Origin of the sequence: Corynebacterium sp. (assembly GCF_030152825.1) — a bacterium.
Taxonomy (GTDB): Bacteria; Actinomycetota; Actinomycetes; order Mycobacteriales; family Mycobacteriaceae; genus Corynebacterium.
The window spans coordinates 25,815-37,910 of the sequence record NZ_JASLIP010000009.1 but is presented as its reverse complement, the minus strand read 5'-3'; the positions used below and the strand labels follow the sequence as shown (position 1 = coordinate 37,910).

Genomic DNA, 12,096 nt, shown 5'->3' with positions numbered 1-12,096 from the left:
TGATGATGCCGATGACGTCAAAGGGGATATCGTCGCCAGTCACTGGCGCGCCGGCGATCGCCAGGGCGATCACCCCGAGGCCACCGGCGGCACCGATCGCGATGGACCCGTACCTCGCGCCGAGCACGATGGCTGCGAGGATGATCAGTAGGTGAACCCAAATCATGGTGGCGTTTCTTTCAGCTCAGCGAGGGATCGGCTTCCACTCGCCCACTAACCGCAGTGCCTATGTGGAGCGAATGGAAGTTCACAAACTCTTATGAATCGCACAACAATCGGGCGAAATGCGCCCTCGAGAAGTCGAGAATAACACGGAAAATAAAGCCAACTAATTAACAGAAAAACAAGACGAACATAATGTGCAGACCGTCACTTTAGCGAGGTCTAGGAAACGCAATAAAATCACGTAAGCCGGAAAAGCCGGACAATTCAGCAGGTCAGGCAATACTTCAGAGAACATCTCTTCACCCGACCGCGCCCGATCATAAAAAATCATATTCTCTAAAAAGCGACCCCAGTAACAGTGGTGATAAATCACCATTTATCCATGGTTGCTGAAACATCACGCTTGCCCTAATCTCAGGCAACTTCTTTTAGGAATTCCCCCAGGAACTTACTCACAGCACCCCAGAGCCCTGAACGGCAACTCACCCGTTCTCCCCCGCTCGGCGGCTCGCTGGGCGAAACTGTGACCTACCGCAGCATCACCCACCATGGGTGTACCATCCAGTGACCTCACCAGGCAGTACTGAAGCAACCGCCGGCTGCTAGCCTGGCGCTATTCATAAAGATAAGGCGAGAGACAAGCTCGATGACCCTTCAGCAACCTGCCGAGGCGCAAGGTGCTCCAGCTTGAACGATGAGTCTTCTTTTTATGTTGTCTCCCAACCGACCAACATCAAGGAGAAGAAATGCGCGGCGAGATCTTTTACGACAGCGGCGAGCTCAAATATTTCGGTGGAACGACCACCGATCCACAAACGGGGCACGTCTACCGCGAAGGCTACGGCATCGAATATTACGAGGACGGCACCCCAAAGAAGGTCGGGACGTTCCAGCGCCGGGGACTCGTCTACGGCTGCGAGTTTTATCCCAATGGGCGCCTCAAATCGGTCGCAACGTACAACGACCCGGAGGATGGGCAGTATTACGGCCCCTCCTACCCCGTGACCGGGACCTTCTTCGACGAAGAAGGGAAGATTCTCCACTCCGGACCATTCACCATCTCCAAGTCTGGAATTGGCTGGCCGCGCATGGTCAAGCCCGAAGGCTACGGCCCCTTGGACTGAGGACGGGCTGCCCCGCAGCTAGCGAAGTATGAGACAGAGCACTCCAGAGTATTTGCCTCTTTAACCGCGCAGGAATGGCTTAACCCCTGGTCAGCTATGACCAGGGGTTAAGCCAATCGTGGAGCCGGCGGGAATTGAACCCGCGTCCTTCGCGACTTCGCCAGGGCTTCTCCGTGCGCAGTTCACTGTCATCTCTGCTCGGCTCTCCGGGTCACGCGAACTAGCCCGGATGATGAGCCCAGTCACTCTAAAAAGTCCCGTGCAGCTCGAGTGACCTAGCTGCACAGCCAGCCTCTTTAAACGATGCCGGGTGCTAAGCCAGAGGCTAGCTTAGGCCGACAGACACGCGGTCGCTGAATTAGGCAGCGAGGGCGTAGTCGCGCTGAGTGTTCTCGGCGCTTAGAAATTGCAGCGACGCTTACGGTGGTCATCTGCCTTCACCGGCACGCTTCCCCTAGCTCAATGCACGAAGTCGAAACCATGTCGGCCCCATACAAGCCTGCTGCGGAAGTTGCGTCTCAGCAGGATGGTTCAGATTACTGCATTTTCCGCTTTTCGTAAAGCGCGTTCAACGCCGTTGCCATCTTTTGCCGCTGCCAGTGCAGCTTTTCCTTCTGCGACCGGCGCGCGTTGCACACCGCGATGATTCCGACGACAATGCCCACCACGATCGGCAGCCAGAACTTCGGGTGGTCCAGAAGCCATACGAGCCAGTCCGGCAACTCTGGCAGGCTGGGCAGGTTGATCTGCGGCCACGGGATCGTGGGCCAGTTAATATCCGGCCACGGAATCTTTGGGAGCCGTATCTGCGGCCACGGAATCTCCGGCCAATCAATATCCGGCATCAGCCGTTTCAGAAACTCGATGATCGGGGCCAGCAGCGCGGCGATGAGCTTGCCAAGGAGCGGCATAACAAGAAAGGCGAAAATCGCCCAACCACTCTTCCCGAGCCCGCCGAGCAGCGGATAGAGCCAGCGCCGAACGGGCGAGGCTTCCATCTTCGCGGCACGCTCCGCTGCGGGAGTACCGGCCGGTGGATCGAAGAAGATGAAGGAGTCCTTGGTTTTCACCCCGACCTGGATGAGATGCCGGTCGAAAAACGCGGTGTCCAATTTCAACATCGCGGGAGCCGCAGAGACGCCCGGATCGAGCGTTTCGGAAAATTCCCCGTCAGCCACCTGCTTGGGATCACGCCCCGCCGGCGCCAGCCGGATCTTGCGCTGGCTCAGGCTGCGCTCCCGGTAGACGGGAATGCCTTGCTGCAACACGACCACGGGAGGTGCCTCGTACTCGAGGAAAGCCTGCCACTTCTCGGCAGCCCTTCCACGCGCAGGCGCATCAGGGCTTTCCTCCTCTCCCTCGTCGCGGGCTGTGGCCGGATGCTCAGCCGGCCGTGGCGCGGGCAGCTCCCCCACCTCAACTTTTGCCCCGCCGTCCTGCGCCTCCAGCTCGACGAACCCTTCTGAGCCAGCCACCGCGCCAGATTGGGCGTCGTCCTTCTTAAGCAGCGGGAACCCCGGGTCAACGCGCCGGAGCTCGGCCGGCTGCCCCACGCACACCTCGATCAACCCCAGGCTCGGGTGAGCAAGCCGCCAGTGCTCCACGGCGCTTCCACCTTTCGTCTCGACGCCGCGGGCCGCCTAGCCCTTCATCCCCTTAATCTTGCGCCCCAGTTCGCGAACCACCTCGCGCTCCTCGGTGCGGCGCTTGATGTCCTGGCGCTTGTCGTAGTCCTGCTTACCGCGGGCCAGGGCCAACTCGCACTTGAGCTTGCCGTCCACGAAATACAGCTGCAGCGGAACCAGCGTGTGGTTGCCGTCGCGGACCTTACCCATCAACGAGTCGATCTCCCGGCGGTGCAGCAGCAGCTTACGCACACGCCGTGGCGTGTGGTTCCAATAATTGCCTCGCGAGTACTCCGGGATGTGAATCCCCCGCAGCCATACTTCCCCGGAATCAATGGTGGCATAGGCGTCCACCAGGCTAGCCTTGCCCTCCCGCAGGGCCTTGACCTCCGTACCCACGAGCACCACCCCGCACTCGTAGGTATCGAGGATGTGGTAATCGTGGCGCGCCTTGCGGTTGGTGGCAATGACGGCCGGGCCCCCGACACGTGGTGCGGAGGCCTTCTTCCCCTTCGATCGCCCGGAATCCACCGGGGTGCTCTTCTTAGCCATGATTGCTCACACGTTACCAGCCGCGCGGCCGACGAAGCAGTCGAGCCGAGGCCGAATGCGCCCAGCTAAGAGAAAGCAGAAGGGCCAGCCGATCCCCCATCAGCCAGCCCCGGCACGGAAAACGCTAGTTCTTGACGTGCCACCGCAGCGTGATCTGCGCGGTGATCGCAGCCACCGCAGCACCGATGATCACGAGGATCGGAGCCATCAGCCAGATATCGGCGGTGGTGATCTTTGCCACCAGGTTCGCCCGGTAGACCGAGTCCAGCGCCTTGTCCACGACCAGCGCCTTGCCGGCGAGCATTCCGCCCACCGCGATGACAGCACCGATAACCGCACCGATGATGGCCTCCAGCACGAACGGTGCCTGGGTGTACCAGCGGGAGGCACCCACCATGCGCATGATGCTGATTTCCTCCCGGCGCGAGTACGCCGCGATCTGCACCATGTTCACGATCAGGAAGATCGCCGCAATCGCCTGCACAGCAGCGACGAAGAACGCCGCGTTACGGATGGAGTCCAGGTTGCGGGTCGCCGCCTGCAGATCCTCGCCCTGGTCGACGACGTCCTGAATCACCGGGTTATCGCGCACCGCGTCGATCGGTGCGGTGTCGGTCGGGTCCTCCAAACGGACGTGGAAGGCCGCCGGGAAGGCGTCCTTGCTGGTCTGCTCGACGAGACGCGGGTCGGAATCCTGGAATAGCTCCACGAAGCGGTCGTAGGACTGCTGCTTATTGCGGAAGGTGACGGATTTGATGCCCTCGTCGCCCTCCAGCTGTTCGCGAAGCTTGGCGCACTCCGGCTTCGCGCATTCCGGGTCCTCGGCAGAGACCTCGTCCTTGAGCTGCACCATGACCTCGATGCGGTCGATGTATATGTCTTTGGTGCGCTCGGTCATCGTGGTCATGAGGAAACCGGTGGCCAGCAGCGCCAGGGAGATCGCGGTGGTGATGATCATCGCGATCGTCATGGTGGCGTTGCGGGTCAGCCCACCGAAGGCCTCGCGGGTGATGAAGTTACTTCGCATACGTATTTAACCTTCCTCGTTGCCCCGGCTTAGTGGCCGACGCCGTACATGCCGCGGGCGTCGTCGCGCACGAGCTCACCGTTGTGCAGTTCGATGACGCGCTTGCGCATGGAATCGACGGCGACGTCGTCGTGGGTGGACATGACGACGGTGGTGCCCTGCTGGTTGATGCGGTTGAGCAGGTTCATGATCTCGGCGGACGTATCCGGATCGAGGTTGCCGGTGGGCTCGTCGGCAAGCAGGACGAGCGGGCGGTTGACGGAGGCGCGGGCGATGGCGACGCGCTGCTGCTCACCGCCGGACAGTTCGTGCGGGAAGCGGTTCTCCTTGCCCTGCAGGCCCACGGTCTCGAGGGCGGCCGGGACCAGCTTTTCGATGTCCGGGCGCTTCTTGCCGATCACCTCGAGGGCGAAGGCGACGTTTTCGAAGACCGTCTTCTTCTGGAGCAGGCGGAAGTCCTGGAAGACGTAGCCGATGCGCTGGCGCAGCTTCGGGACTTCCTTATCCTTCAGTGCGTTGACGTGGAAACCGGCGACATGCAGGTCACCGGAGTCCAGTGCCTCGTCACGGACCATGAGCTGCAGAAACGTGGACTTTCCGGAGCCGGAGGGGCCAATAAGAAAGACAAACTCGCCCTTTTCGATCTCTGCGGAAATATTCTGGAGTGCAGGCCGGGTTGAGGTCCGGTAACTCTTGGAAACGTTATCGAAAGTGATCACGGCTCTAACCTTAGCGAACCAAAGGTGAAACTGTTACAGAAGGGAAGCGTGTGACTGCCGAGAAGACAGCAAACAAGCACAGCGACCAGAAAACCGACCGCAGCGAAGAACACCACGCGGAACACGCACCCGAGAAGGTCGGCGGTTTCCTCGGCTGGGTGGAGCGCGTCGGCAATAAACTGCCAGAGCCGTTCTGGCTCTTCGTCATCATCGGCGGTCTCGTCCTCGTCAGCTCCTGGATGGGTTCGCTGGCCGGGCTGAGCGCGAAGGATCCCGAATCCGGGGAAACGGTGGCCGTGAAAAACATGCTCTCCCCCGAGGGCTTGTCTTCCATCGTCTCCAACGCGGTCGAAAACTACACGAGCTTCCCGCCGCTCGGGCTCATCATCACGGTGATGCTGGGCGTGGCCATCGCGGAGCACTCCGGCCTGATCGCCTCGACGGTGCGCGCGGTGGTGAGCAAGGTGGGCCCGAAGAGCCTCACTTTCGTCGTCGCACTGGCTGGCGTGACCGGCTCCGTCGCCTCTGATGCCGTCTACGTCATCCTCATCCCCATCGGTGCGATGAGCTTCCGCGCAATGGGCCGCTCCCCCATCGTCGGCGCGATGGTCGCCTTCGCCGCCTCCTCGGCGGGCTTCAACTCCTCGCTGGTGTTGAACATCACGGACGTGCTGCTCGCGGGTATCTCCACTTCGGCCGCCAACATCGCGGACGCCGAGTACGTGGTCTCCCCGCTGGCTAATTATTTCTTCGTCATGGCCTCCGCGGTCGTCCTTGCGCTGATCATCACCGCGGTCACGGAGCTCTACATCAACAAGAAGGCCCTCGAGCTGGTCGACCACGACCGGATCAACTACGAGGAGCTGACCTTTGGCAACGCCGAGCACGTCGACTCCGAGGGCAGCGAGGCCCTCGACAAGGACGCCAAGGACATGACGAAGGACGAGCTGGAGGCTGACCTAGCCCTCAGCGAGAAGGAGGTCCGCGCCCTGAAGTGGACCGGCGTCGCCGCCGTCGTCTTCTCCGCCGCGTACTTCGCCGCCCTGTTCGTCCCGGGTTCCCCGCTGCAGGGCGAGGGGGGCGCGGTCATGGAAAGCCCCCTGATTACGGACGTCGGCGTCCCCATCGCGGTCGGTTTCTTCCTGCTCGGTGTGGTCTACGGCCTGGTCGCCAAGACGCTGACCAAGTGGCACCAGGTGCCGGAGTGGATGGCCCGCGGGCTGAAGACACTGCTGCCGATGATGGTGCTCTTCTTTGCCGTCGCCCAATTCCTGGCGTGGTTCACCGAGTCCAACCTGGGCTCCTGGACCGCGATCACCGGCGCGGAGATCCTGCAGAAGGCGGACCTGCCCCCGCTGCTGCTCTTCGCCCTCTTCGTCCTGCTGGTAGCGGCCCTGAACCTGCTGATCACCTCGGGCTCTGCGCAGTGGGCTCTGATGGCCCCGATCGTGGTGCCGATGTTCATGTACTTGGGCTACGCCCCGGAGGTCACCCAGATGCTCTTCCGCATGGGTGATTCGCCATCGAACATCATCACCCCGATGAGCCCCTACTTCGCGCTGGCGCTGACCTTCCTGCAGCGCTATTACTCGCGCTCGGGCATCGGCACGTTGATGTCGCTCGCGCTTCCTTATGCGACGGCGATGCTCATTGGCTGGTTCCTCTTCTTCGTCGTCTGGTGGCTGCTCGGCATCCCGCTGGGTCCGGGCGCCCCGATGGACTACCCAGCCTAAGCGCAGCTACCCGCCGGATAGCCTGCCGGCCGGGCACGCTCCTCACACCGCGCACTCCCCCGCACCTGGGAAGTGCGCGGTTTTTATTTCACTTGCTGAAACAGCTCCGAAAAGGGCGTAGATTTGGGTCATGTGGAATGACACGGCTTCCCCCGCGGGGTGCGACACCGGGCACATCGCCCGATACCGCCCCCAGTACCGCGGTGCGTTGAGCCGGGTCACTCAAACCCGGCTGCGCGCGCTGTCCCGCGATCGTCGCCGCCGCCCCGGTGACCGCCCGCCCGTTCTCACTGTCTAAGACCGCCCCTGCCCCGGCAGCCGGTCCCCCTCTTGCCCTGCCCGTTCGAGGCCTTCTTTTGGCTCCCCAAAAACTGCAGTGGAACCAAGCCACGACGGGAACCCCTCACACATAGAGAGACAGCGACCATGACTTCCCACACGGAGAACAGCAAGAACACCGCGCACCAGGACCTCGCGCCGAACCAGGACATGGAGGGCCTCGTCGACGTCGCCATCGAACAGGCCGATAAGTGGCTGGAGGTCAAGGAAACCGCCCCAGCCACGAAGCAGCTGGCCGACATGGTCCACGACCCGCACGGCGTCGAGTTCACCTTCAGCTTCGTCGACCGCGTGGCCCGGCCGGAGGACAACAAGGTCGCGGCCGAAGAGTTTGCGAAGATCGCCTCCCCCTTCAAGCGCACCGAGCCGGCCCCGGCATTCCTCGGCCTGATCGACACGATCCTGGTCACGGCGGGCTCCATCGCAGCCCCGATCCTGCCGAACGTCGTGATGCCCATCGCGCGAAAGTACCTGCGCTCCACCGTCGGCCACCTGGTGCTGGACGCCGGTTCCGAGACATTGGACGCGATGCTCGACGACGCCCGGGAGAAGGGATTCACCCTCAACCTCAACCTGCTGGGCGAGGCCGTCCTCGGCGAGGCGGAGGCCAAGCGACGCCTGCAGCAGACCATCGACCTGATCCGGAACCCGAAGGTGGAGTACGTCTCCGTCAAGGCCAGCTCCGTGGTCTCCCAGCTCAACCACTGGGACTTCCGCGGCTCCGTCGACCGGCTGAAGGACCGCCTGCGTCCGCTGTACCGGGAAGCTAAGCGCGCGGGCCAGGGACGGTCCGGCAAACCGACCTTCGTCAACCTCGACATGGAGGCCTACGAAGACCTCGACCTCACGCTGGAGCTATTCACCGAACTTTTCGCCGAGGAGGAGTTCCTCGACCTGGAGGTCGGCATCGTGCTGCAGGCCTACCTGCCGGATTCCTTCGAGGCCCTCCAGCGCCTGACGGAGTTCGCCAAGCAGCGCGTCGCCAAGGGCGGCGCGAAGATCAAGGTGCGCCTCGTGAAGGGTGCCAACCTGTCCATGGAGCGTGTGGACGCCGAGATGCACAACTGGCCGCAGACCCCCTACCTCACGAAGGCGGAGGTGGACGCCAACTACCTACGCTTGATCGACTGGGTGCTGAACCCCGAGAACGCAAAGGCCATCCGCATCGGCGTGGCCAGCCACAACGTCTATCACCTCGCGCTTGCGCTGGAGATCGCGAAGAAGCGCGGCGTCGAGGACCAGCTGGACATCGAGATGCTGCAGGGCATGGCGCCCGCACAGGCCAGCGAGGTGCAGAAGAAGGCCGGCAACCTGATCCTGTACACGCCAGTGGTCCGCAAGGAGGACTTCGACGTCGCCGTGTCCTACCTGGTCCGCCGCCTGGAGGAAAACGGTGCGAAGCAGAACTTCCTCTACGCGCTGTTTACCCCGGAGGAGGACGACGACACCGGCCTGACGCCGATGGAAAACCAGGAGAACCGCTTCCGCAAGGCCGTCTCCGAGCGCTGGGATACCTACCACGGCCCGCGCCGCACCCAGGACCGCATCCAGGAGGCCAGGGACAAGGTTGGTGCCACGGGTGGCTCCATCCCGGGCAACTTCCTCAACGAGCCGGACACCGACCCCGCCCTGGCGCAGAACCGCGAGTGGGCCCGCAGCCTCCTCACCCCGGAGGCCGACCCCGGCCCGGCGCAGTCTCCGCTGGTCACCGACCCGGCGGAGATCGACAAGGCCGTGCAGCGCGCCGTTGAGACCCACGAGGGAGCGTGGGGACAGAAGACCGGCGCGGAGCGTGCCGAGCTGCTGGATAAGGTCGCCGACTCCCTGGCGAACTACCGTGGCCGACTGATCTCCGCCGCGGCCTTCGAGGCCGATAAGACGATCGCGGAGTCCGACCCGGAGATCTCCGAGGCCATCGACATGGCGCACTACTACGCAGAATCCGCCCGCCAGCTCGACCGGCACCGCGGTTCGATCTTCACCCCGTACAAGGTCGTCGTGGTCACCCCGCCATGGAACTTCCCCGTGGCGATCCCGGTGGGTGGTGTGACGGCCGCGCTGGCTGCTGGCGCCGCCGTGATCCTCAAGCCTGCGCCCCAGGTGCTGCGCATCGCCGAGGTCTTCGTCGAGGCCATGCGCGAGGCCGGTGTCGGCGAGGATCTGCTTCAGTTGGTCAACGCCGACGAGGACGAGGCCGGCAAGCGCCTGATCAGCCACCCGGACGTGGAGTCCGTGATCCTCACGGGAGCCTCGGAGACCGCGCAGCTGTTCCGCAGCTGGGACCCGCGCAAGGTTCTCAACGCGGAGACCTCCGGCAAGAACGCCATCATCGTCACCCCGGCCGCGGACCCGGATCTGGCGGTGGAGGATATCTACCAGTCCGCCTTCGGCAACGCGGGTCAGAAGTGCTCCGCAGCCTCCCTGATCATCACCGTGGGCTCGATGTCCAAGAACGAGCGCTTCATGAACCAGCTCGTGGATGCCGTGGAGTCCATCAAGGTGGGCCGCGGCACCGACATCTCCACGTACATGAACGGCATCATCGAGGCTCCCGGCGAGAAGCTGGACCGGGCGCTGCGCAAGCTCGATAAGGGCGAGAAGTGGCTGGTCAAGCCGGAGCAGCTGGACGAGACCGGCACCCTGTGGAGCCCGGGCATTCGCGATAACGTGCAGCCGGGCAGCTGGTATCACAAGAACGAGGCCTTCGGCCCGGTCACGGGCATCATGCATGCCAAGGATCTGGACGAGGCGATCGAGTGGCAGAACTCCACCGGCTTCGCTCTGACCGGTGGCATCCACACCATCGACCACGATGAGACCGCCTACTGGCGCGAGCGGGTCGAGGTGGGCAACGCCTACGTGGAGCGCGGCATCACCGGTGCGATCGTGCAGCGCCAGTCCTTCGGCGGCTGGAAGGGTTCTTCCATCGGCTCCGGGGCGAAGGCCGGCGGCCCGAACTACGTCGCCCAGCAGGGTGTGTGGACCGAGGGCAATATCGAGGAGCTGACCTCCGGGACGGTCGAGCCGCGCATCACCCAGCTGCTGCGTGAGTTCCGCGGGTTGGGTTCCCCGGTTCTGGAGGACGCGGATCACGAGTGGCTCCGCCTGGCGGCGGAGTCCGACGCCCACGCGATGGCTGTCGAGTTCGGCGTCGAGCACGACAAGTCGGCGATGGTCGTGGAGTCCAACGTCTTCCGTTACAAGCCGCTGCTGGAACCGCTGCGCGTCCGCGTCAACGCCGACGCCAAGGCGCGCGACGTCCTGCGCCTCCAGCTGGGGGCGGCGGTCACCGGCACGGAGCTGGACATCTCGGCATCCGAGGAGGTGGCAGCGCAGTTCGGTGAGCTGGGCAAGAGCTTCCGGATCGCCAGCGACCTGGTGTTCGCCGCGGAGATCTCGAAGGCCGCGAACTCCCGCATCCGCTCCCTGGGCGAGAGCCCGGATGCCTTCTACGAGGCGGCGGTCGACTCGAATTCGAAGATCTTCGACCAGCCGGTGCTACCGGATGGCCACCGCGAGCTGCTGACGATGCTGCTGGAGCAGAACATCGCCACCACCGAGCACCGCTTCGGCTACATCCACGGGCTGACGCCTTAGGCGCCCTCCTCCTGCTGCTGCGCCATGCGCCAGCGGATGCCGGCCTCGATGAGCCCGTCGAGGTCGCCATCGAGGACCTTCTGCGGGTCCCCGACCTCGTATTCGGTGCGCAGATCCTTGACCATCTGGTACGGGTGCAGCACGTAGGAGCGCATCTGGTTGCCCCAGGAGGCGTTGCCGCCCGCGCCGAGGGCATCCATTTCGGCCTTCTCCTCTTGGCGCTTCTTCTCCAGCAGCTTGGCCTGCAGCACGCGCATGGCGGAGGCCTTGTTCTGGATCTGGGACTTCTCGTTCTGGCAGGTCACGACGATACCGGTCGGGATGTGGGTCAGGCGCACCGCGGAATCCGTGGTGTTCACCGACTGCCCGCCCGGGCCGGAGGAGCGATAGACGTCCACGCGGACGTCCGAATCCGGCACCTCGATGGAGTCCGTCTGCTCCACGACGGGCAGGACCTCCACCTCGGCGAAGCTGGTCTGGCGGCGCCCCTGGTTATCGAAGGGGCTGATGCGCACCAGGCGGTGGGCGCCCTGCTCGACAGAGAGGGTGCCGTACATGTAGTCACCGTGGATGACGAAGGTTGCGGACTTAATACCCGCCTCCTCCGCATAGGAGATGTCGTAGATATCCACCTTGTGTCCGTGCTGCTCGGCCCAACGGGTGTACATGCGTAGCAGCATCTCCGCCCAGTCCGCGGCATCCACGCCACCGGCGCCGGAGCGGATGTTGACCAGTGCCTCGCGCTGGTCGTATTCGCCGGAGAGCATCGTGGTGATCTCCAGGGATTCGATCGCGGCCCGCAGCGCTGCGCGCTCCTCCTCGGCCATCGCCGTGGCGTCCTCGGCCGCCGCCGGATCCTCCGCGGCCTCCTCCTCGGCCATGTTGTAGAGCACCGGGAGGTCCTCCAGCCGCTGCCGTAGCTCGCGGATCTTCTTCAGCTTGGCCTGCACGCGGGAGAGCTCCGAGGTGACCTGCTGGGCGTGGTCCGGATCGTCCCACAGCGATGGGTCGGCGGCCTGATCCTCCAGCTCGCGGGCCCGCGAATCCAGCTCGTCGAGGTCCAACACCCGCTCGATGGTGGTCAGGGTGCCTTCCAGGTCTTTCAGGTCAGAGCTCACATCCGGTTGCATAGTGCGCAAGTCTACCCGGCAGTGTGCACAATGGAATGTATGGCTAAGGCAAAGAATACGTCCACCTCCACCGGCAACTCCCCGG

General features: G+C 63.6%; 9 protein-coding genes and 1 other RNA gene. 3 read left to right on the top strand and 7 right to left on the bottom strand.

What is annotated here, in order from left to right; translation table 11 throughout:
- Positions 1-166, bottom strand: a 166-nt coding sequence (locus Q1V78_RS01905) for an anaerobic C4-dicarboxylate transporter family protein (RefSeq protein WP_300611026.1), incomplete at its 3' end; no start/stop codon positions are given.
- 745 nt (positions 167-911) lie between these two features.
- Here Q1V78_RS01905 and Q1V78_RS01900 point away from each other — a divergent pair.
- Positions 912-1,289, top strand: a complete 378-nt coding sequence (locus Q1V78_RS01900) for a hypothetical protein (protein ID WP_300611020.1) — start codon at positions 912-914, stop codon at positions 1,287-1,289.
- A gap of 116 nt (positions 1,290-1,405) precedes the next feature.
- Here the strand turns inward: Q1V78_RS01900 and ssrA are convergent.
- The 5 genes from ssrA to ftsE all read right to left on the bottom strand — a co-directional run bounded on the left by ssrA (position 1,406) and on the right by ftsE (position 5,212).
- Positions 1,406-1,780, bottom strand: a transfer-messenger RNA (tmRNA) gene (ssrA, locus tag Q1V78_RS01895).
- 45 nt (positions 1,781-1,825) lie between these two features.
- Complete coding sequence (locus Q1V78_RS01890; RefSeq protein WP_300611018.1) at positions 1,826-2,893, bottom strand: hypothetical protein; 1,068 nt, start codon at positions 2,891-2,893, stop codon at positions 1,826-1,828.
- 36 nt (positions 2,894-2,929) lie between these two features.
- Positions 2,930-3,466, bottom strand: coding sequence for an SsrA-binding protein SmpB (gene smpB / locus Q1V78_RS01885; RefSeq protein WP_300611016.1), 537 nt, complete (start codon positions 3,464-3,466; stop codon positions 2,930-2,932).
- Positions 3,467-3,590: 124 nt separating this feature from the next.
- A complete protein-coding gene (gene ftsX / locus Q1V78_RS01880; RefSeq protein ID WP_300611014.1) occupies positions 3,591-4,493 on the bottom strand; it encodes a permease-like cell division protein FtsX in 903 nt (300 codons plus the stop codon).
- A 29-nt stretch (positions 4,494-4,522) separates the two neighbouring features.
- Entirely contained in the window at positions 4,523-5,212 is a 690-nt protein-coding gene (gene ftsE, locus Q1V78_RS01875) for a cell division ATP-binding protein FtsE (RefSeq protein ID WP_300611011.1), read from the bottom strand.
- A 158-nt stretch (positions 5,213-5,370) separates the two neighbouring features.
- Between ftsE and Q1V78_RS01870 the strand changes: the two genes are divergently transcribed.
- Both Q1V78_RS01870 and Q1V78_RS01865 read left to right on the top strand, forming a co-directional pair.
- On the top strand, positions 5,371-6,945 hold the full coding sequence (locus tag Q1V78_RS01870; protein ID WP_300611024.1) for an AbgT family transporter: 1,575 nt from the start codon (positions 5,371-5,373) through the stop codon (positions 6,943-6,945).
- 426 nt (positions 6,946-7,371) lie between these two features.
- Positions 7,372-10,881 carry a proline dehydrogenase family protein gene (locus tag Q1V78_RS01865; protein ID WP_300611008.1) on the top strand — a complete coding sequence of 1,170 codons (3,510 nt, stop codon included), beginning with the start codon at positions 7,372-7,374 and terminating at the stop codon, positions 10,879-10,881.
- On the opposite strand, the gene prfB is transcribed toward Q1V78_RS01865, so the two are convergent.
- Positions 10,878-12,011, bottom strand: a complete 1,134-nt coding sequence (prfB, locus tag Q1V78_RS01860) for a peptide chain release factor 2 (protein WP_300611006.1) — start codon at positions 12,009-12,011, stop codon at positions 10,878-10,880. The genes Q1V78_RS01865 and prfB overlap by 4 nt on opposite strands.
- Positions 12,012-12,096: the final 85 nt, after the last annotated feature.